At 66.8% G+C, this 20,058-nt stretch carries 17 protein-coding genes and 1 tRNA gene; 7 read left to right on the top strand and 11 right to left on the bottom strand.

Annotated elements, in window-relative coordinates; translation table 11 throughout:
• Positions 1-2: 2 nt before the first annotated feature.
• From NO930_RS02795 to NO930_RS02785, 3 genes are all read right to left on the bottom strand, one after another.
• Positions 3-866: a sulfite exporter TauE/SafE family protein gene (locus NO930_RS02795; RefSeq protein WP_256402400.1), complete on the bottom strand. Its 864-nt coding sequence runs from the start codon at positions 864-866 to the stop codon at positions 3-5.
• 153 nt (positions 867-1,019) lie between these two features.
• A tRNA-Glu gene (locus NO930_RS02790) sits at positions 1,020-1,094 on the bottom strand.
• A 114-nt stretch (positions 1,095-1,208) separates the two neighbouring features.
• Positions 1,209-2,273, bottom strand: a complete 1,065-nt coding sequence (locus NO930_RS02785) for a zinc-binding metallopeptidase family protein (RefSeq protein WP_256402399.1) — start codon at positions 2,271-2,273, stop codon at positions 1,209-1,211.
• Between the two features lie 138 nt (positions 2,274-2,411).
• On the opposite strand from NO930_RS02785, the gene NO930_RS02780 reads away from it, so the two are divergent.
• Positions 2,412-3,473, top strand: a complete 1,062-nt coding sequence (locus NO930_RS02780) for a zinc-dependent metalloprotease (protein ID WP_256402398.1) — start codon at positions 2,412-2,414, stop codon at positions 3,471-3,473.
• Positions 3,474-3,534: 61 nt separating this feature from the next.
• Here NO930_RS02780 and NO930_RS02775 read toward each other — a convergent pair whose 3' ends face one another.
• Positions 3,535-4,302, bottom strand: coding sequence for a hypothetical protein (locus tag NO930_RS02775; RefSeq protein ID WP_256402397.1), 768 nt, complete (start codon positions 4,300-4,302; stop codon positions 3,535-3,537).
• A 226-nt stretch (positions 4,303-4,528) separates the two neighbouring features.
• On the opposite strand from NO930_RS02775, the gene NO930_RS02770 reads away from it, so the two are divergent.
• From NO930_RS02770 to NO930_RS02760, 3 genes are read left to right on the top strand one after another with little or no spacing between them, the layout of a single operon-like run.
• Positions 4,529-5,662: a tRNA (guanine(26)-N(2))-dimethyltransferase gene (locus NO930_RS02770; RefSeq protein WP_256402396.1), complete on the top strand. Its 1,134-nt coding sequence runs from the start codon at positions 4,529-4,531 to the stop codon at positions 5,660-5,662.
• A gap of 59 nt (positions 5,663-5,721) precedes the next feature.
• Positions 5,722-7,038: a YihY/virulence factor BrkB family protein gene (locus NO930_RS02765; RefSeq protein WP_137784305.1), complete on the top strand. Its 1,317-nt coding sequence runs from the start codon at positions 5,722-5,724 to the stop codon at positions 7,036-7,038.
• A 34-nt stretch (positions 7,039-7,072) separates the two neighbouring features.
• Positions 7,073-8,053 (top strand): phosphatase PAP2 family protein, encoded by a 981-nt coding sequence (locus NO930_RS02760; protein ID WP_256402395.1) that lies wholly within the window; start codon positions 7,073-7,075, stop codon positions 8,051-8,053.
• A 139-nt stretch (positions 8,054-8,192) separates the two neighbouring features.
• Here the strand turns inward: NO930_RS02760 and glnA are convergent, their stop codons facing one another.
• Positions 8,193-9,563, bottom strand: coding sequence for a type I glutamate--ammonia ligase (glnA, locus tag NO930_RS02755; RefSeq protein WP_256402394.1), 1,371 nt, complete (start codon positions 9,561-9,563; stop codon positions 8,193-8,195).
• Positions 9,564-9,689: 126 nt separating this feature from the next.
• On the opposite strand from glnA, the gene lrp reads away from it, so the two are divergent.
• Positions 9,690-10,151 (top strand): HTH-type transcriptional regulator Lrp, encoded by a 462-nt coding sequence (gene lrp, locus NO930_RS02750; RefSeq protein WP_049983261.1) that lies wholly within the window; start codon positions 9,690-9,692, stop codon positions 10,149-10,151.
• 83 nt (positions 10,152-10,234) lie between these two features.
• On the opposite strand, the gene NO930_RS02745 is transcribed toward lrp, so the two are convergent.
• Positions 10,235-11,455 carry a phosphoglycerate kinase gene (locus NO930_RS02745; RefSeq protein WP_256402393.1) on the bottom strand — a complete coding sequence of 407 codons (1,221 nt, stop codon included), beginning with the start codon at positions 11,453-11,455 and terminating at the stop codon, positions 10,235-10,237.
• Between the two features lie 107 nt (positions 11,456-11,562).
• Positions 11,563-12,615 carry a type I glyceraldehyde-3-phosphate dehydrogenase gene (gap, locus tag NO930_RS02740; RefSeq protein ID WP_256402392.1) on the bottom strand — a complete coding sequence of 351 codons (1,053 nt, stop codon included), beginning with the start codon at positions 12,613-12,615 and terminating at the stop codon, positions 11,563-11,565.
• A gap of 171 nt (positions 12,616-12,786) precedes the next feature.
• Here gap and NO930_RS02735 point away from each other — a divergent pair, with 171 nt between their 5' ends.
• On the top strand, positions 12,787-13,173 hold the full coding sequence (locus NO930_RS02735) for an Hsp20/alpha crystallin family protein (RefSeq protein ID WP_137783799.1): 387 nt from the start codon (positions 12,787-12,789) through the stop codon (positions 13,171-13,173).
• A gap of 24 nt (positions 13,174-13,197) precedes the next feature.
• On the opposite strand, the gene NO930_RS02730 is transcribed toward NO930_RS02735, so the two are convergent.
• Positions 13,198-14,151, bottom strand: coding sequence for an ATP-grasp domain-containing protein (locus NO930_RS02730; RefSeq protein ID WP_256402391.1), 954 nt, complete (start codon positions 14,149-14,151; stop codon positions 13,198-13,200).
• 303 nt (positions 14,152-14,454) lie between these two features.
• Here NO930_RS02730 and NO930_RS02725 point away from each other — a divergent pair, with 303 nt between their 5' ends.
• Positions 14,455-16,962 carry a PAS domain S-box protein gene (locus NO930_RS02725; RefSeq protein ID WP_256402390.1) on the top strand — a complete coding sequence of 836 codons (2,508 nt, stop codon included), beginning with the start codon at positions 14,455-14,457 and terminating at the stop codon, positions 16,960-16,962.
• 111 nt (positions 16,963-17,073) lie between these two features.
• Here the strand turns inward: NO930_RS02725 and NO930_RS02720 are convergent, their stop codons facing one another.
• The 3 genes from NO930_RS02720 to NO930_RS02710 all read right to left on the bottom strand — a co-directional run bounded on the left by NO930_RS02720 (position 17,074) and on the right by NO930_RS02710 (position 19,926).
• Positions 17,074-17,403: a 4Fe-4S dicluster domain-containing protein gene (locus tag NO930_RS02720; protein WP_137784363.1), complete on the bottom strand. Its 330-nt coding sequence runs from the start codon at positions 17,401-17,403 to the stop codon at positions 17,074-17,076.
• Positions 17,404-17,532: 129 nt separating this feature from the next.
• Positions 17,533-19,305 (bottom strand): glutamate--tRNA ligase, encoded by a 1,773-nt coding sequence (locus NO930_RS02715; protein WP_256402389.1) that lies wholly within the window; start codon positions 19,303-19,305, stop codon positions 17,533-17,535.
• 126 nt (positions 19,306-19,431) lie between these two features.
• Positions 19,432-19,926, bottom strand: a complete 495-nt coding sequence (locus NO930_RS02710; RefSeq protein WP_256402388.1) for a CBS domain-containing protein — start codon at positions 19,924-19,926, stop codon at positions 19,432-19,434.
• Between the last annotated feature and the right edge of the window lie 132 nt (positions 19,927-20,058).

The following is a 20,058-nucleotide window of genomic DNA, read 5'->3' as shown; positions in this document are numbered from 1 at the left end:
GATCAGAACGGCGAGTAGTAGGGGATCGGCGGGTGCGGCAGCGGCACGCCGATCGTCGCGAGCCCGTGTTGAAGCGGGATGTACCCGAGCGCGACGAAGGCGACACCGAGCACGCGGTGGAGCCGCATCCGCGTCCCGACGCGCACGGACTGGAACACGGTGCCGAAGAGGAACATCGCCGGCACCGTTCCCGCGCCGAGCGCGGCGAGCGCCGCCGCCCCGCCGACGGCGCTCCCCTGTACGAACGCGTACAGGAACGCCGGGTACAACAGCGGACACGGGAGGAGCCCGTGAACGGCTCCGAGGCCGACGATCCGCCAGCCGCCGACCCACGCGTCGACGCGCGGAAGAAGCCGTTCGGTGACCGCCCCCGTCGCCGCCGAGAGGCCGGGAACCGGAAGCGCGTGCAGCTGCAGCCGCAGCGCGTACCTCACCCCGATAGCGATGATCGCGCCGCCGATGAGAATTCCGGTGAGCGCGTGCACGTCGTCGGCGATCGTCGTGACCGTCCGCGCGCTGACGAACGCCACGCTCCCCGCGAGGCCGAACAGCCCGCCGATGACGGCGTAGCTGGCCGTCCGACCGAGGTTGAACAGGGCGTGCTGGCGGACGTGTCGAACCGTGAGCCGATCCGCGCGCGAACCGGTTCCGGGACGGTCGGCGTCGCCGCGCATGCGGTCGGCGTAGGTCGTGACGAGCGGCCCGCACATGCCGATACAGTGGGCCCCGCCGAGCAGCCCGACGAGCGCGAACACGACGAGGCCCAGCGGCTCCGCCGAATAGATCGTTCCGGTCGGTTCACACGTCGTCGCGGCGGCGCTCGGTTCCAGGCGGAGCGGGGCGAGAAGCGTCGCGAGCGCGTCCATACCCGGCGTAGGCGTCGGCCGACACTAACCGATCTGGTGCGAACGACGAACGGAGTGCGCGGGAACGCACGGCGGGAGGGGTTCAGAGATCTCTCGCGCCTGTCGGACCGCCGGCTGCGAAAACTGTCGTTAGAATTGAGAACGGAACGAGAATGCTCCGGCTGGGATTTGAACCCAGGTCATCACCGTGAGAGGGTGATATGATTGGCCGGACTACACCACCAGAGCGCGTCTTCTACGCACTCGTCGGTACGAAGAGAGATTGTAAAACAGTTCCGTTTCGCCGCTTCCGTGCCCCGGTTTACCGTGACAGAGGCCGGCGCTCACGCCCCGCCTGACCGCTCACACGTCGACGGCGAGCGGCGTCGCGTCGGGTGCGCCGGCAGCGATCGCGGCGAGGAGGTCGGCGACCGCGTCGAGGTCACCGGTGTCGATCACCTCGACCGGCGTGTGCATGTAGCGGTTCGGGATCGAGACGGTGAGCGACGGGACGCCGCCGCGGGCGGTGTAGAACGCGTCCGCGTCGGTGCCGGTCCGCGTGCCCGCCGCCTGCAGTTGCACCTCGATGTCGCCGTCGGTCGCGGCGGTCGTGGCGAGGTCGACGAGGGCGGGATGGTTCGCGCTCCCGCGGCTCACCACCGGTCCGGATCCGAGTTCGACCGGGCCCCGATGCTCCCTGTCGATGTCCGGATTGTCGGTGGCGTGGGTGACGTCCACGGCGACGAACGCGTCCACGTCGTCGAGGTCGACGCCGACCATCCGCGCGCCCTGCAGTCCGACCTCCTCTTGGACCGTGGACACGGCGTAGACGGTCGGCTCGACCTCGGCGTCGACCGCGCGACGGAGCCCCTCTGCGGCCGCCCACGTTCCGGTTCGGTTGTCGATTCCCCGTGCAGCGATCCGGTCGCCGGCCAGTTCCGTCGCGGCGGTCGAGAACGTGACTGGGTCGCCGATCTCGACGTGCTCGCGGGCCTCGTCGGCGTCCACCGCGCCGATGTCGACGAACTGGCCCGCGATGTCTTCGTGCTCTTCGTTGCCGGCGTCACGGAGGTGGATCGCGGTCTGACCGATCACGCCGTTGACGGGCTCGTCGGCGTGGACGGTGACGTGCTGTCCCTTCGAAACGGTGCGGTCTGACCCCCCGATCCGACCGATCCGGAGATAGCCGTCGTCGAGGATGTCCCGAACGATGAACCCGATCTCGTCGGCGTGGCCGGTGAACGCGAGCGTCGGCGCGTCGGGGTCGCCCTCGTGGACGGCGACCGCGTTGCCGTACGCGTCCGTCGATACGTCGTCGGCGAACTCGCGAACGTATTCGGTCCAGACCCGCTGGCTCGCCGTCTCGAACCCGGACGGGCTGGCGGTCGCGAGGAGGTCGTCGAGAAACGCCCGCTGTGGCTGGTTCATGGAGGTGGCTGTCGTGGGACCAACAATAAACCGCCGGATCCGCCGCTCGCACCGGTGACGCGTGGCGTCTCCGTGCCGGTCTGCGCTCGCCGCCGGCACCGACACAAGGGATTTGAGGCGGCTCCCCCTCTCGTTCGTATGGACATTCTCCGCAGCGTCCGGGTCGTCTCCGAGGCGTCCGGTTCCGGCGTCGTCGACTGGGACCGGGCCGCCGCGGCCGCGAAGGCGAGCACCGATCCCGGGTCGCTCGCGCTCACCGGCGCGGATCGAGAGGGTTACGCGACCGACGTTCGCGACGCGAACGCGCGCCTCCGCGACGTCGCGGGGATCGACTTCGACGTGCCGGAGACGATCGAAGTGCAGAACCGCCACCACTGGATCGACGCGAGCGCAGACACCTTCCGGCGGGTGATGGCTCCGATCGAGGCGGCTGCGACCGATTCGGACGCGGTCGATTCGGACGCGACCCATCGGGATACGAGCGGCTCCGGCGGCCGACCGGCCGCCGGGCTCGGGAACGGCGCGGCCGGTGGGGCGTGGGAGCCGGTGCGTGACCTCTCTCGCGTCGCCAACACCGGCTCGATGGCGTTCGCGCTCGGGTTCCTCGCGCGAAACGTGCTCGGCCAGTACGACCCCCTGTTGCTCGCCGACGAGCCCGACGCCGACCACGGGCTGTACTTCGTCCACCCGAACATCGTCCGCGTCGCGGCGACGCTCGACGTCGAACTCCCGCGTTTCAGGCGGTGGATCGCCTTCCACGAGGTGACGCACGCGGCGGAGTTCGGCGCGGCACCGTGGCTCCCCGAGTACCTCGAATCTCGCGTCGAGCGGGGCGTCGACGGGCTCTCCGCCGGCGGGTTCGACCCGGCCGCGTTCGCGGAGCTACAGACCGCGATGACCGCGGTCGAGGGGTACGCGGAGCTGCTCATGGACCGCGCGTTCGACGGCGAGTACGCCGACCTGCGCCGGAAGCTCGACGCCCGGCGCGGGGACGGCGGCCCGGTACAGCGACTCGCGCGCCGACTGCTCGGCCTCGGGCTCAAACGCCGACAGTACGAGCGCGGCGCGGCGTTCTTCGCCCACGTCGCCGACGCCCGCGGGATCGAGGCCGCGAGCGCCGTCTGGGACGGCCCCGCGTCCCTTCCGACCGCGGCCGAGATCGACGACCCGTCGGCGTGGATCGCGCGCGTCGACCCGTGACCGCTTCCCGATCGCTCCCGCGGAAACGCCGATGTTCGTCTCGACGATCTACGCGTCTTTTTTATCGTGATCTGTCGTCCGCCGCGTCGCCGTCAGTCTCGCTGTCTTCGTCCTCGTCTTCGCTCTCCGCGTCGTCCGTCTCATCTTCCGCGGTGGCGCTTTGTACGGTTTCTTCGACCGTTTCTTCGACTTTCTCGCCGACTGTCTCCTCGACCGTCTTCTCCACCGTCTCTTCGACTTTCTCGCCGACAGTCTCTTCGACCGTCTTCTCGACCGATTCACCGACCGTCTTCTCCACCGTCTCCTCGACCTTCTCACCGACCGTCTCTTCGACTTTCTCACCGACCGTCTCTTCGACCTTCTCACCGACCGTCTCTTCTACCTTCTCGCCGACCGTTTCCTCGACCGTCTTCTCAACCGATTCACCGACCGTCTTCTCCACCGTCTCCTCGACCTTCTCGCCGACCGTCTTTTCGACCGTTTCTCCGACGGTCTTTTCCACCGTCTCGCCGACGGTCTCCTCGACTTTACCGGTCACTTCTTTGTCGACGGTGTCTCCGACGGTCTTCTCCACTTCCCTGTTGACCGTGTCTCCGACGGTCTTCTCCACTTCCTTGCCGACCTGATCTGCGACCTCGCGGGTCATCCAGTCGGGATCGAACCGGGCCATCTTCCAGACGACGTGGACGACGTAGGACACGAACACACCGATGCCGAACGCGACGCCGACGTTGTTCGGTTCGAACGTCGCGATGAGCGCGATGGACAACACGATCAACGCGCCGTACGCGATGTCTGTGAGCGCGTCCACGCGGGCGGGACTCGCCATCGTTACCACCCCTCCGTACCGGCGTCCCGCCCCGTCGCTCTCGGCCGTCGGAGCGTCTCGATGTCTACTCGCCGCTTCGGCGTGTTGGGCGTCATATACCTGCTATCCGCGCTGACGGGCTAAAATGGCCGTGCTTCTACGGCGACGACGCGAGCGGCGTCTCGGCCGCCGCGAGCGCTCGGTCTCGGAGCGCGGTCCTTTTGTGCCGGATGGGCGAACGCGGAGCATGGACATAGAGGAGGGCGGCGTCACCGTCTCCGTTCCGGAAGCGCGCGACGGGGCGAGCGAGGGGACCGGCGGCGGGGTCTTCTTCAACCCCACACAGGAGCTGAACCGCGACGTCACCGTCGCGGCGCTTCGCGCGTATCGCGACCGCGAGCCGCGCGCCGCCTCGTACCTCGACGCGATGGCGGCCTCCGGCATTCGTGGCGTCCGCGCCGCCGCGGAAGGGTACGACGTGACCTGCGCCGACGTCGACCCCGACGCCGTCGACCTCGCGGCCGAGAACCTCGCCGACAACGGCCTCGACGGCGAGACCGTCCGGCGCGACGTGAACGCCCTCCTGTACGACGACGGGCCGTTCGACGTCGTCGATCTGGACCCGTACGGAACCCCGATCCCCTTCGCCGACGCCGCGTTCGCGAACGGCCGGAACCTGATCTGCGTCACGGCCACCGACACCGCGCCGCTGTGTGGCGCGCACCTGCAGAGCGGGATCCGCAAGTACGGGGCCGTCCCCCGCAACACCGATTACCACCCCGAGATGGGGCTCCGAACCCTGATATCGGCGCTCGTCCGGACCGCCGCGCGCTACGACAAGGCGGCGAAGCCGATCCTCTCGCACGTCTCGCGTCACTACGCGCGGACGTACCTCGAGTTAGAGTCCGGCGCGCGGGCGGCCGACGCCTGTCTCGACGAACTCGGCTACGTCGATCACTGCGAGGACTGCCTCTTTCGCGAGCCGACCGCCGGGCTGATCGCCGACCCCGTCGACGCCTGTCCGGTCTGCGGGAGCGACCGCGTGCTCACGGCCGGTCCGATCTGGCTCGGTCCCGTCGCCGACGCCGACTTCTCGCGCGCGGTCCGCGACCGCGTCACGGACGACATGGGCGAGGCGAAGCGCGCGCGAAAGCTGCTCGATAGGGTCGCGAGCGAGATCGACACGCCGACGCACTACGACCAGCACCGGCTTTACAAGCAGTGGGGCGAGCCCGCGATAGGCATGGACGAGTTCGTCGAACACCTGCGCGCGGCCGGCCACGAGGCGAGCCGCGCGCACTACCGCGGCACGGCGGTCAAGAGCACGGCGTCGATCCCGGAGATGCGCGAGGCGGTCCTCGGCGACGACGCCGGCGACTGAATCTCTTTACCCTCCTTGAGACCCTCCCGCTTTTGTCGCGATCGCTCGAATCACGCCGTGTGTCCCGCCACGCGACAGCCGCAGTCGACACCGTTCGCCGCGTCGCCGCCGTCGCGGTCGACCGGCAGGTGACGTTCCTCGCCGCCGCGATCGCCTACTACGCGTTCGTCTCGCTGATCCCCGCCCTGTTGTTGCTCGTCGTCCTCGCGAGCGCGGTGTTCGGCGAGACGATCGCCGCCCGGCTCGTCGCGGCGACGGGAGAGTTCCTCACGCCGGCCGGACAGGGCGCGGTCGCCGCGGCGGTCTCGTCGGCCGGCGGCCGGACCGGAGCGGGCGTGCTGGGACTCGCCGTCCTGCTCTGGTCGACGCTGAAGGTGTTCCGCGGGCTCGACACCGCGTTCGGCACGCTGTACGGCGTCGAGAAGCTCCCGACCCTCGCGGAGCAAGTCGTGGACGCGGTCGCGGTCGTTCTCGCCGTCGGCGTCGGCATCGGGACGATGGTCGCCGTCGGCGCGTTCGTCGCGGCCGCGGACGCGGTCCCGGCGATCGAGGCGGCGAGCTTCCTCGCGCTCCCGACGGTGCTCGTGGTGGTGTTCCTCGGACCGTACTACCTGCTTCCGGAACCCTCGGTGTCGGTTCGGGAGGCGCTGCCCGGTGCGGTGTTCGCGGCGGTCGGGTGGACGCTCCTACAGGCCGGCTTTCAGGTGTACGCCGCGAGCGCCGGTCAGTATCAGGTGTACGGCGTCATCGGCGGCGTCCTGCTTCTCGTCACGTGGCTGTACCTCGCCGCCGTCGTCGTCGTCCTCGGCGGCGTGGTCAACGTCGTGCTCGCCGACCGCGATCGCCCCGGAGAGGCCCCGCAGGGAACTCGTCGACCGGACCGGGACGGCCTCCCGCCCCGCCACGGCGCGGACCGGCAGTTACAACACTCTCGCGACCGACGCCCGAGTATGAACGGCGAGTCGGACGGTGCCGCCGGCACCGGCGACGAGGAGCGCCCGCGCGGGGCCCCGGACGTCGCGGCGCTGCGAGAGGAACTCAGCGAGCTCCGCGCGGAGTTCGACGAGTTCGAGGACGACGTCGAAGAGCGAACCGTCGACAAACCCGCGGTCGAGGCCGAGTTGAAGCGGTACGTTCGCGGCCGGATGCGCCGCGGGCACGCCCGCGGCTGGGGACCGTACCTCGTGTTGCTGTACGGAACGGTGCTGACGCTCGGGGCGTTCTCCCTGCTCGACGGCCTCTACGCCATCGCCGCCATGGTGATCCTCGGGCTGTCGACGCTCGGGCTGTACACCCTCTTTATCATCGTCGGCATCGGCCTGAACGTGCTGGAGACGCCCGGAAAGGCGCTCGACTACGCACGCGACCGGAAATGACGATCGGAGCTTCCGGCCGAACGGTGGTCGAGGCGTGACCGGACTCGTCCCGGCCGAACGCGGTGTCGGCGAGACCGCCGCCGTCGACGCGCTCCCGGAGTTCGTGGTCGTCGCCTTCGCCGCCGTCACTCACCTCGCGGACCCGTGGTTCCTCTTCGCCCTGCTCGCGCTCGGCTACTGGTTCGCCGGCGAGGGGGCCGCCGGCTCGCCGCGCCGCGCCGGGGCGACGGCGATCGCAGTGGTCACCTGCGCGTACGCCGTCGTCGCCGTCGGCAAGGCGTGGTTCGCGGTGCCGCGGCCACCGGGAGCGATGCCCCCGGCCGACGTGCCGACGTGGCTCCCGAACGCGCTCGCCGGATGGTTCAGAGCGCAGGTGCTCTCGGACGGGTTCGGCTTCCCGAGCGGTCACGCGACCGGCGGCGCGGCGGCGTACGGCGCGCTGGCGCTTTTGTACGACCGCGTCTGGACGCGCCGTCGGCGGCTCCTCGGGGCGGCCGTCGTCGCGGCCGCGGTCGCCGCCTCGCGGGTCGTCATCAAGGTCCACTACCTCGCTGACGTGATCGTCGGCGTCGCCGTGGGAGCGGGCGTCGTCGCCGGCGGACTCCGGCTCGCCGGCGACCCTCGGTTCCGTTCGGGGGGGGCCGCGTCTCGCGACCCGACCGCCGTTCTCGACCCGACTCCCGCGTTCCTGTCTGCCGCGGTGCTCTCCGTCGTCGCCGCCGGGCTCGCGGTCACCGCCGGACACACCGGCGAAGTCGTCGAGGCGGGGATCGGGATCGCCACCGGGGTCGGCGGCGCGGTCGGCTGGCGGTTCGTCGACGGCGACGAACCCGCGGTCCCGGTTCGGATCGTCGTCCCCGCGCTGGCGGTCACCGGCGCGCTGTGGGTCGGGGCGTACGCGCTCGCGGACTCGCTCCTCGTCACGCTCGTCGCGACGACGGCCGCGGTCGTCGCCGTGGTCGCGCTACCGGCCGTGGCGGACGGCGGCCGCGACGCGGCTCTCCTCGGACGCTGATCGGCGACGCGCTCCGTCCACGCCGCCGCCCGGACCGGAGTCGATCGCATCGGGAGCGCGGACGCTGACGAGTGGTTCGCGCCGAGAGCGCCGGTCGAAAAGAGAGATACAGAGAGAGAGAACCGCTCGTACCGGAAGCTTAGAACGTCTCCAGGTAGCGGTCCTCTTCCCACCCAGAGACCTGAGTCAGGTACTCGCTGAACTCCTGTGACTTCGCTTCCGCGAACTTCTCGGAGGTGTGGGGACCGAGCGCGTCCTGGATCACGTCGTCGGCTTCGAGGGCCTCGACCGCCTTGCCGAGGTTCGGCGGGAGCGTGTCGATGCCGTACTCCTCGCGCTTCTCGTCGTCGAACTCGTAGATGTCCTCGCGCACCGGCTCGCCGGGGTCGGCGTCGGTTTCGATGCCGTGGAGCCCGGCGGCGATGAGCGACGCCATCCCGAGGTAGGGGTTACACGACGGGTCGGGGCTGCGGACTTCGAAGCGCGCGGAGACGCCGGCGGCGTCGGGAACGCGGACGAGCGCCGAGCGGTTCGTGTCCGACCACGCGACGTAGATCGGTGCCTCGTAGCCGGGCACCAGCCGCTTGTAGGAGTTCACGGTCGGGTTCGTGACGGCCGTGAACGCCTGCGCGTGGTTCAGGATGCCGCCCATGAACTGGTAGGCGGTCTCGCTCAGGTTGAACTCGTCGTCGTCGTCGGCGAAGGCGTTGCCGTCCTCGTCGAAAAGCGAGATGTGGCTGTGCATCCCCGAGCCGTTGATCTCCGCTATCGGCTTGGGCATGAACGTCGCGTGGAGGTCGTGCTGCTCTGCGACCGCGCGGACGACGGCGCGGAACGTCGCGATGTTATCCGCGGTCGTGAGCGCGTCGTCGTACTTGAAGTTGATCTCGTGTTGGCCCTCGGCGACCTCGTGGTGGGAGGCCTCGATCTCGAAGCCCATGTCCTCCAGCGTGAAGATGATCTCCTTGCGGACGTCGCTCGCGAGGTCCTTGGGAGCCAGATCGAAGTAGCCACCGTTGTCGTGCGGAATGGTCGTCGCGTTGCCGTCCTCGTCTTTCTCGAACAGGAAGAACTCGGGCTCCGGGCCGATGGAGACGGAGTACCCCATGTCGTCCGCCTTCTCGAGGACGCTCTTGAGCACCTGACGCGGGCCGCCGACGAACGGTTCGCCCTCCGTCGTCACGATGTCACAGATGAGTCGCGCGGCCCCGCTGTCGCCGTCACCGTCGCTGCGCCACGGGAGCACCGCGAACGTGTCGGGGTCGGGGACGAGCCGCATGTCCGACTCCTGGATGCGCACGAACCCCTCGATAGAGGAGCCGTCGAAGTAGATCCCTTCGGTGAACGCCTTCTCGGCCTGATGGGCAGGCACGGAGACGTTCTTCACGACGCCGAGGATGTCGGTGAACTGGAGCCGGAGGAAGTCGACGTTCTCCTCTTCGATCTCGTCGAGTACCGCCTGTTCTTTCGCCGTTAGACCGCCGTCTGGTTTCGCGTGTTCGTCCGTCATGTTCTGGACGTCTCATTCGTTATCTGCCAGTATAAAGGCCTTATCGCTTGGCGCATGAACCGCCAGTCGCGCAAGAATGCTGGACATTCGTAAAATTATAAACCCCCGAACGCGTGATTAGGTGTGATGACGTACGAAAACCTCGACGCGAAACTCGTCAACTCGCTTCTCAGCAACGGCCGCGCGAGTCTCAGAAGTCTCGGCGACGAGCTCGACGTGTCGGTCACCACCGTCTCGAATCACCTGCGCGACCTCGAAGACGAGGGGGTGATCCGCGGCTACACGCCCATCGTCGATTACGACAAGCTCGGCTACGACGTGACGGCGGTGCTCCAGCTCAAGGTAGAGGGGAGCGCGCTCCCCGACGTGACGGAGAAGCTCCGCAAGGAGAAACAGATGGTGAGCGTCTACGAGGTCACCGGTGACTACGACGTGATCGCGATCGGGAAGTTCACCGACACCGACGGGATGAACGACCAGATCAAAGCGATCCTCACGGACGCGGACATCCGCGAATCGAACACGAGCGTCGTCCTGAACGCGGTCTCCGAGAACGAGCAGTTCGACCTCGACCTCAACGAGGAGTAACTCGTCGCGCGCGTCGACACCGCGTTAGTCGGCCCAGCCCCGTCGGCCCAGCCCCGTCGGCCCGGTTCCGGCGGCTCCTCTCGCTACCGGTTCGCCGCGGCCTCCAGGGCCTCGACCGCCGGGAGCGGTTCCCCGGTGAGCGCGCGGATGTACGCGCCGCCCGCGATGGAGACGTGCGAGAAGTCGTCCTCGCTCAGTCCGTACATCTCGATGGCCCGAGAGGTGTCGCCGCCGCCGACGACCGAGAAGCAGTCGGTCTCGGCGATCGCGTCGAGCACGCCGACGGTGCCGTCCGCGAACCGCTCGTCTTCGAAGACGCCGAGCGCCCCCTTGACGAACACCGCGTCGGACTCCCGGATCGGCGGCTCGTAGCCGTCGACCGTCGCCGCGCCCACGTCGAGGTACGCCTCGCGCTTCTCGTCGATATCCTCGACGGCGACCTCGGCGCGGCCGCCGTCTTCGCCCTCGTACGCGAGGTCGCTTGCGAGCCGGATCGCGTCGCCGCGCTCGTCGAGCACCGACTCGATAAGCTCGCGGTTCCGCTCCCACTGCTCGTCGAACAGGTCCATCCCCTCCAGGTCGTGGCCGACAGGATGACCCGCGGCGCGCAAGAACAGCTCGCCGGCGACGCCGCCCAGCAGGAACCGGTCGACCCGGTCGTCTAAGGCGTCCATCACGCCGATCACGTCGGTCGCCTTGGTCCCGCCGACGACCATCGTGACGGGGCCGTCGAACTCGCGGGTCGCGATGGCGGTGTTGGCCTCGTACTCCGTCTCCATCACGCGACCGGCGTACGACGGGAGGACGAGCGGGAAGCCGACCAGCGAGGCGTGCTCGCGGTGTGCCGCCGAGTAGGCGTCGTTGACGTACGCGTCGGCGTGGCCCGCGAGCGTCCGAACGAACTCGGTCTCGGCTTTCGTCTCGGGACTCTCCTCCGGCAGCTCGTCGTCGCACATCCGCGTGTTCTCCAAGAGGAGTATCTCGCCGGCGTCGAGCCCGTCGATCGCCGCCAGCGCCTCCTCGCCGTAGGTGTCGTCGACGAAGCCGACCGCCCGGCCGACGTGGTCGGCGAGGATGTCGGCGTGGCCCGCGAGGGTGGTGAAGTCGTCGCGGCCGGGACGGCCCTGATGGGCCAGACAGACGACGCGGTGGCCCGCCTCGGCGAGTTCGCGGACGGTCTCGGCGTGGCGGTCGAAGCGGCGGTTGTCCTGCGGTTTCCCGTCCTCGATCGGCGAGTTCAGGTCGAGTCGAACGAGGACGCGCGAGTCGGCTGGCAGGTCGTCGATGGTGGCGAACGTGGACATGAGTGAGCGAAGGACGGTGAGCTACTTAGTGGTGGGTTACCGGGCGGTCGATCGGCGGTGCTGCGGCGGGGCGACGTCGAACTGCGGACCGCGCGTGCGCCGACGGCTCACGCCTCGTCGTGGACGTACGCGGCCATGTCCAACATCCGGTTCGAGAAGCCGTACTCGTTGTCGTACCACGTCAGGATCTTCACCAGTTTCCCGCCGGCGATCACGTTCGTCGACCGGAGGTCGACGTAGCTGGAGAAGGGGAGCCCGACGATGTCCGAGGAGACGACCTCGTCGTCGGTGTACCCCAAGACGCCGGCGAGCGGCCCCGAGTCGGCGGCGTCGCGGAAGGCGGCGTTGATCTCCTCGGCGGTGGCGGTCTCGTCGAGGCTGACGACGAACTCGGTGATGGAGCCGGTCGGAACGGGCACGCGCATCGCCATCCCGTCGATCTTGCCCTCCAACTGCGGGAGGACCTGTTGGGCGGCACCCGCGGCACCGGTCGACGTCGGGACGATGTTCTCCGCCGCGGCGCGGCCGCGGCGGGTCTTCGCCTTCGGGCCGTCGATCAGGCTCTGGGAGCCCGTGTACGCGTGGACGGTCGTGAGCGTCCCGGCGTCGATGCCGAACTCCGAATCGAGCACCTTCGCGACGGGCGTGATGGAGTTCGTCGTACAGGAGGCGTTCGAGACCACGTCGTCGCCGTCGTACTCGTCGTGGTTGACGCCGTAGACGAGCTGTTTGACCGGGTCGTCTCCCTTCGGGGGCGCGGAGATGATGACGGTGTCCGCGCCGCCCTCCAGGTGCGCGCTCGCGTCCTCGCGGGTGCGGAAGACGCCCGTACACTCCAAGGCGACGTCGACGTCGAGTTCGTCCCACGGGAGGTCGGCGGGGTCCTGAACGTTGTACAGGTCGACCGACGTGCCGCCGATCGTCAGCGCGTCGCCGTCGCGTTCGACGCCGTCGAGCCGGCCCATGACGGTGTCGTACTTCGCGAGGTACGCCATGTCGTCGAAGTCCATGACGTCGTTGATGCCCACGAGTTCGATCCGCGGGCTCTCCGTGACCGCGCGGAACACGTTCCGTCCGATTCGTCCGAATCCGTTGAGCCCCACGCGGACGACCTCGTCGTCGCTCACGTCGTCGCCCGCAGCGAGATACGATTTACTCATATCCGAAATAGGCTACCCGCAGACACTTAAAACCGACTCAGTCGGGCTGTATCCGTCACAGACGTTCGTATTTGTTACGAACGGTATCGATCACCGCCGGCCGCGCCGTAGAACCGGGTCAATACGGCGACCGACAGAAGGCTTATCGGGATTACCCGCGTCACGTGCGGTATGGACAGAGACGACCGTGACGATCCGTTCGGCGATTTCTTCGAGGAGATCGAACGGATGATGAACGAGATGGCCAACGCCAGCGCCGGCGCGGGACCCGGCGACGACGCCGGATTCGGCTCCGAGACGCACGTGGACGCGTACACGACCGACGACGGCGTCCGACTCATCGCCGACCTCCCGGCGGTCTCGAAAGAGGAGCTCTCGCTGCAGTGCGACGGCGAGGCGCTCACCATCTCTGCGGTCTCCGACCGGCGGGAGTACGACGAGACGGTCGATCTCCCCGTCCCGGTCGACGAGCGCTCCGCCGAGGCGACGTTCAACAACGGCGTCCTAGAGGTCGAGTTCGACCGCGACGACGACTCCGCGTCTATCGACCTCTCGTAGCCGGCCACCGCTCCGCGGCCGGCGCTACCCGTCGTCGCTCTTCGCCGTCCGCCGTATCAGCGCCGCGAGCCGGTCGTAAAACCCCGACTCGTACTTCGTCGCCGCGTCGACGGTCGGACGCGCGTTCGTCTCGTTGACGACGAGCCGCCCGTCCGTCTCCAGCAGGTCGACGCCGAGGTAATCGATGCCGAGGCTCGCGGCCGCGCGCTCGGCGAGGTCGCGAGCCTCGGCATCGAGGTCGACGCCGACCGCCTCCGCGCCGCGGTGGACGTTGTGCTTCCACCGGCCCGCCTCGGTCGCCTCGGGCGGGAGCGTTCGCCGCACCCCGCCGACGTACTCGCCGTCGACGACCATCGCTCGGTAGTCGGCGGCGTCCGAGAGGAACTCTTGGAGGAGGTACGACTTGTCGCCGGTCGCGCGGTAGTCGTGCACGAGATTCAGGTAGTCGACGACGCCGAGCAGGGAGTCGAGGTCGTCGACGACCGCGACGCCGACCCCGCGGGTCGCCGAGTTCGGCTTGACCACGATCGGGTAGGAGAGGTCGGCCGCCGCCGCCTCGACGACCGACTCGTCGACCGGGTTCGACACCAGCGTCGTCCGCGGGGTGGGGATCCCGGCATCGTCGAGCGCGGCGACCACGCCGGCCTTGTTGCGCGAGGTCACCACCGCGTCGCGGCCGTTCACCCACGGAACCCCCAGTCGGCAGTCGACGACGGCACCCTCCATGAGGCGAGAGGGGTAGACGAAGCCGACGTCGAAACCGTCGAACTCGCCGCGGGCGTCCTCCCCGTCACGGGTATCGGCCCCGCTATGGACGTCGTCACCGATCGTCGCGAGACCGTCGCGCGCGCCGCCCGTCGACGCGACCAGCGCGCGCTCTTTCGCTCGGACGTGTTCGACCTCGATACCGCGGTCGGCGAGGGGCTCGCGCACGCGCTCGAACGTCTCGGCGTCGGTGGTCATCGCGAGCCGGAGCATACCCAACCTGGGGTCCGTTTAGACTTAAAAACAGTGCGTAGCGTGTCTCGGCTAACGGCCGAGTTTCGGCACGGCAATAATAACTGCTCTCGTGTGGTGAGGACTCGGTGAGGCGTGTGACTACTTCTCCGCGATACGCGCGGTGACTCTCGGAAGAGTCTAGCAGAGACGAAGATATGAATTCTATTTGATACTAACTGTCGCGGGATGCGATGATCAATACGCTTACCAGCGAAGAACGCGGAGCGGTGATAGTTTGACTGAAAGAACGCCCGCAGAAAGTCATAACAAACCAACGTATTTATGACAAAAATACTCACAGTCGCGGCTGACGACGAGTTCGCTGCCGCTTGTGCGACTGCACTCCCAGAGCACGGTGATATACAACTTGTCTCTGCGGCGTCGGTTGAGGAGGCAATTGAGATCTTGGAGAGACAGACAGATATCGAGTGTGTTGTAAGCGATCACGACCTGCCGAACACGAACGGGATCGCGTTTCTCGAAGCTGTTCGTGCGAGGACCCCAACGCTTCCGTTTATTCTGTTCACGACCGAGGGAAGCGAAATGGTGGCCAGTCGCGCCATCTCTGCGGGTGTCACTGACTACCTAATCAAAGAGCGTCACAAGAACCAATGGGAGCAGCTCGCGACACTCATCCGAAACGCAGTTCGATACTACCGCGACCAGAGCGGCATTGTCAATACAGAAGAGAGAGCGAAAACGCTCCTCAACGCCGCAAACGATATTATTGCAGTTGTCCGAGACGGGGCGGTAGCGTATCTCAACGAGACGGGAGCATCCTATATTCACGACGCGCAAGACCAGACGTCAACCGGCTCCGTCTCAGACTTTCTTGTTGCAGATGATACGACGCCTATCGATGACCTCCTCGCTGCGGTTCAGTCGGGACTCGAGACGCTCGATCACCGCGGCGGGAAGTTGATGACCGCCGAGGGAACGACCGTTCCGGTCGAGATAACAGCAACCCGAGTCACGTGGACTGAGACGCCGGCAGTCGTGCTTATCCTACGAGACGTTAGCGAACAGGAAGACCAAGCGAACGAACTGCGGCTCACGAATCAGGTCATCGACGAAGCGCCCATCGGGATCACGGTTGCTGACGCCACACAGTCGAATAAGCCACTCATCTACGCGAACGACAAGTTCCATGAATTAACCGGGTACGACGAAGGCGACACGCTTGGTCAGGACTTTCAGTTCCTCCAAGGTGAAAACACCAACCCCGGCCAGATAGCGGAGATACGTGACGCCGCCGACGCCGAAGAATCCGTGGCCGTCGAACTGCGGAACTACCGTGCTGATGGAACCGAGTTCTGGAATCGCGTGACGATTGCACCGATCACCAATGACACGGGCGAGGTCACACACTACGTCGGGTTCCAAGAGGACGTAACGGAGCGAGTCGAGTATGAGCAGATGTTGCGTCGCTTCCAGCGAGCGGTCGAGGCGGCCGGACACGCGATTTACATCACCGATCCGGACGGTGTGATCACCTACGCCAATCCGGCGTTTGAGCGGATTACCGGGTACGATAGCAACGAGATCGTCGGCCAGAACCCCCGCGTTCTCAAATCTGGCGAGATGTCTACGACGTACTACGATCGGCTGTGGGCGACGATCTCGCGTGGGCACGTTTGGGAAGAAGAGATCCACGATCAAAAGAAATCAGGTGAATTGTACTATGCACACCAGACGATAGCACCACTCACTCGCAGTAACGGTGATATTGAGGCGTATGTGGCTATCCAGCAAGATATCACTGACCAGAAAGAAGACGAATTCCAACTTCGGCAGTACGAACGCGCCATTGAAGGTGCTGATGAGTTGATCGCTGCAATCGATCACGAGCGACGCTACTTATTTGCTAATGAAGCATACCGTGACTTCCACGACCTCGGTAGTGAGTCGTTGAGTGAGATGACACTCGCTGATGCCATCGGGACGGAAACGTACGAAACGGCCGAACCGAATCTCGAGCGCGCGTTAGACGGTGAGGCAGTTCAATATCGGATGACTCGCACACGCTCCCATCGGTCCGATCGAGTCTTCGATATTCGATATTACCCGCTTACAGATGACACCGGGCACGTCGAGGGGGTCGTTGCCACGATGCGTGACCTGACTGAGCAGGTTGAGCGAGAACAACATCTCACGTCGCTCGACCGGATGTTGCGGCATAATATCCAAAATGAACTGAATCTGGTGTTGGGTCACGCACAGATGATCGACGACCAAGCACCAGATGAAATCGCAGAGCTATCGACGACGATCGAAGAATCCGCAAATCGCATTCTCGAACAAGCTAACAAAGAGCGCGAAATTGTCGAACTTCTTTCAGACCCGGCCGATCCAACGCACATCAACCTCGCTGAGATCGTTGACGCCGTCGTTGACCAAGTTCTCGGGGAACACCCCGACGCCAAAATATCTGTCGAGGTGCCGACAGATCTACAGATGCTGTCGATTCCGGAAGTGCAACGAGCGATAGAAGAACTTGTCAAAAATGCGGTTATTCACAGTGACGGCCGCTCGCCGCAGGTGCGCATAACGGTGACGAAACACGAGGCAACCGTCGAGATTCAGGTTGCAGACGACGGTCCGGGAATTCCGCCAAGCGAACGACGTGTGATTGCGGGAGACAGTGAAATCGATGACGTCACCCACAGTAGCGGAATGGGTCTGTGGCTGGTCAAACGGATCGTATCCCGAATTGACGGAGATATCCAGTTCCGAGAGCGAGACAACAGGGGCAGCATGGTCACACTTCTGTTGCCGTTCTATGACACATGAGTACGCGACATCTCCGAGATGTCATCGAGAGTTGCAGTCGCTTGCGGATACGTTTCTGCGTCTCAGCCCGTTGAGTGACTCACATCGGCACGTAGGACGCGAGCCGGCCGATCAGATTCGGTTCTCGCGGCCGGGGTCGACGTCGATCGCGTCGACCGGACAGACGTCGACACAGAGCATGCAGTCGATACACTGGTCCTCGTCCGCGGGGCTCGCCTTCCGCTCCGACTCCGGGTGGCCCGGGGTGTCGACCCACTCGAACACGTCGACCGGACAGTCCTCCAGACACGCGCCGTCGGCGAGACAGATGTCGAAATCGACCGCGACGTGGGTGCCCCGGATACCCTGTTTCTCCGGCGGCTCGACCGGGCCCCACACGGCGACGCCGTCTTCCTCGCCGACCTGCTCGCGGTTCTGTTCGAAGTTCGGGTCGATGGCCATCTTGGACGTGGTTCGCCGCTCGGGGGTATAAACTCCGCGACGCGGGACGAAAGCCCGAGAGACGTCAGCGGCCCGCGAGCGGGCAGACGGCGGTCGGCGACCGGCTCGAAGCGCCGGTCGCGAGCGCGCCTACGGGTGCGCGTAGTACGCGAGCAGGTCCTCGGAGCCGTCGGGCCCGTCGGCCTCGTCTGTCGCGGCCGGGTCGAACGAGTCGATCCGAGCGAAGCCGACGCGCTCGAACTGGACCACGTCGTCGACGGCGGCGTTCGCGACCGCCGGCTCGGCGTACCCGCGCACGTCGCCCTCGATCGTCCGTAAGAGCGTCTCGCGGCTCCCTCCGGCCGGAGCCCAGTGGATCACGTCCACGTCTCCGTCTCGGACCACGTCGATGTCGGCGTCGAGGAACGCGAGTTCGTCGCCGTCGTACCGGACGGGGCCGTACCCCTTGAGCCAGACGCGCTCGCCTTCGGGGGGGAGATCCGAGGACTCGACGACGACCCGCCCGGCGGGCACCTCGCGGTCACCGCGGTCCGGGTAGTCGGGGTGCAGTGGCGGGTGGCCAGCGGCGGGCGCGGGCGCGTCGCCGTCGACCACGTCGAGTTCGACCGCCGGGTCGTCGTCGCGGTCGCGCACGAGGAAGTAGCGGTCGGCCGCGTCGTCGACGATGTCGCGGTTGTTGGCGTAGACGGACGACATCGCGAGGTCGACGTCCGAGGTGGACAGGCCGAGTTCGATCATCGACTCGACTATCGCCTCGCCGCGGATTCCGCGGCGGCGGACCGACCGGATCGTCGGGGCGCGCGGGTCGTCCCAGCCCGTCAGATCGCCGGCCTCGATCAGCGCTTTGATCGTCGACGTCGAGAGTTTCACGTCGTACTCGTCGACCTGGACGTGCCCCCAGTGGAGCACCTCGGGGTACTCCCAGCCGAAGTAGTCGTAGACGAACCGCTGGCGCTTCGCGGAGTCCTGGAGGTCGATGCCGCGGATGATGTGGGTGACACCGGTGAGGTGGTCGTCGACGCCGGACTGGAAGTCGAGCATGGGCCAGCAGCGGTAGTCGCTTGCCTCCTCGCGCGGGTGCGGCGTGTCGATCATGCGGAACGCGACCCAGTCGCGCAGCGCGGGGTTCTTGTGCTCGATGTCGGTCCGCACGCGGAGGACCATCTCGCCGGCGTCGTACTCGCCCGCGATCATCGCCTCGAACTCCTCGTGAACGGTCTCCGCGTCCTTCTCGCGATGCGGGCACGCCTCGGCCGCGTTCTTCAGCTCGGAGAAGTCGTCGCCGGAACACGAACAAGTGTAGGCGCCCCCGAGGTCGATCAACTCGCGGGCGTGGTCGTAGTACGTCTCCAGCCGATCGGAGGCCTTCAGCACGCGGTCGGCCTCGAACCCGAGGTAGTCGATGTCCTCTAAGATGGCGTCGTACGCGTCCAAGTCCGGGCGTTTCGTTTCGGGGTCGGTATCGTCGAACCGGCAGACGAACTCGCCGTCGTACCGCTGCTTGTACGTACCGATGACCGCGGGCATCCGCGCGTGGCCCATGTGCCACGGGCCGTTCGGATTGGGGGCCGCGCGCATCACGACCGCGCCCTCCTCGGCGTTCGGCAGGTCCGGGAGGACGTGCTCGTCCCCCTCGTCTTCGGCCTCCAACTCGTCGAGCTGATCGGGAGCCAGCTCTCCGAGCCGGTCGCGGCGCTCCGCCTCGTCCATCGCGGCGACTCGGTTCACCACGGGGGCGACGATCCCCGGAATCTCGTCGCCGTGCGGGCGGAACTCTGGGTTCTCCCCCATGAGCGGCCCCATGATCGCGCCCACGTCCGGGTCGCTGTCGTGTTTGAGCGCGTTGTATAACGCGGCGGTCTCGCCCGCCGCCTCGACGCGCTCGCGGAGTTCGTCGTCCATGTCCTTCGCTACCCGGGGCGGCTAAAAAAACGCCGCGGAACCGCGGGACCGACCGAACCGCCACCGCGGACGGCGGTCGGGTCGGCTTGGATCAGGTCGGCCCCGTTCCAGGCGATCCCGCTCGCCTCAGTCCAGCCGGCGGTCCCGGAACGCCCGGACGACGTCCTGTCGGGCGATGATCCCGACGAGCGTCCCCTCGTCGTCGACGACGGGAACGCGATTGATGTTCGGATCGTCGCTCGCGAGCAGGTCGAGCACCTCGTCGACGTCCGTCTCCGGAGTGACCGTCACCACGTCCGTGCTCATCACGTCGGAGATGGGGCGGTCGGCGTTGCGGACCATGTCGACGCCCAAGTCGAGGTCGCCCCACGGAGGCTTTATCTGGTACGTGAGGGTGTCGACGAAGGGCGGGAGTCCGATCGGGATCCACAGCGTCTCGTCGTCGGGCTCGAACAGGTCGACGAGGTCGGACTCGGTGACGACGCCGACGACGTGCCCACCGTCGTCGACCACCGGAAACCCGCTGAAGGAGTGCCGGGCGAATCGCTTGAACGCGTCCGCCACGTCGTCGTCGGGAGCGACGGTCTTCACGTCGGTCACCATCAGGTCACGCGCGTGCATACCGTCGCCGTCTCGTCGCGGCGTGGTAGGCGTTTCGGCCGGCCGGCGCGCGCCGCCCCGTTCCGTCGCGTCGGATATGGCACGTGGTATCAAACACAATGACCTTTACCAATCGAGCGTCAACTGATTGGC

Source organism: Halorubrum salinum, assembly GCF_024494575.1.
GTDB lineage: Archaea > Halobacteriota > Halobacteria > Halobacteriales > Haloferacaceae > Halorubrum > Halorubrum salinum.
The sequence above is the reverse complement of the archived record's forward strand: the minus strand, read 5'-3'. Positions and strand labels throughout refer to the sequence as shown.

Bases quoted from the DNA above. Each gene is read 5' to 3' on its own strand.
- gap (WP_256402392.1), bottom strand. From the start codon at position 12,615: ATGAGTAAATCGTATCTCGCTGCGGGCGACGACGTGAGCGACGACGAG.
- glnA (WP_256402394.1), bottom strand. From the start codon at position 9,563: ATGACGGACGAACACGCGAAACCAGACGGCGGTCTAACGGCGAAAGAA.
- NO930_RS02775 (WP_256402397.1), bottom strand. From the start codon at position 4,302: ATGGCGAGTCCCGCCCGCGTGGACGCGCTCACAGACATCGCGTACGGC.
- NO930_RS02715 (WP_256402389.1), bottom strand. From the start codon at position 19,305: ATGGACGACGAACTCCGCGAGCGCGTCGAGGCGGCGGGCGAGACCGCC.
- NO930_RS02735 (WP_137783799.1), top strand. From the start codon at position 12,787: ATGGACAGAGACGACCGTGACGATCCGTTCGGCGATTTCTTCGAGGAG.
- NO930_RS02780 (WP_256402398.1), top strand. From the start codon at position 2,412: ATGGACATTCTCCGCAGCGTCCGGGTCGTCTCCGAGGCGTCCGGTTCC.
- NO930_RS02795 (WP_256402400.1), bottom strand. From the start codon at position 866: ATGGACGCGCTCGCGACGCTTCTCGCCCCGCTCCGCCTGGAACCGAGC.
- NO930_RS02785 (WP_256402399.1), bottom strand. From the start codon at position 2,273: ATGAACCAGCCACAGCGGGCGTTTCTCGACGACCTCCTCGCGACCGCC.
- NO930_RS02770 (WP_256402396.1), top strand. From the start codon at position 4,529: ATGGACATAGAGGAGGGCGGCGTCACCGTCTCCGTTCCGGAAGCGCGC.
- lrp (WP_049983261.1), top strand. From the start codon at position 9,690: ATGACGTACGAAAACCTCGACGCGAAACTCGTCAACTCGCTTCTCAGC.
- NO930_RS02710 (WP_256402388.1), bottom strand. From the start codon at position 19,926: ATGCACGCGCGTGACCTGATGGTGACCGACGTGAAGACCGTCGCTCCC.
- NO930_RS02730 (WP_256402391.1), bottom strand. From the start codon at position 14,151: ATGCTCCGGCTCGCGATGACCACCGACGCCGAGACGTTCGAGCGCGTG.
- NO930_RS02745 (WP_256402393.1), bottom strand. From the start codon at position 11,455: ATGTCCACGTTCGCCACCATCGACGACCTGCCAGCCGACTCGCGCGTC.
- NO930_RS02725 (WP_256402390.1), top strand. From the start codon at position 14,455: ATGACAAAAATACTCACAGTCGCGGCTGACGACGAGTTCGCTGCCGCT.
- NO930_RS02720 (WP_137784363.1), bottom strand. From the start codon at position 17,403: ATGGCCATCGACCCGAACTTCGAACAGAACCGCGAGCAGGTCGGCGAG.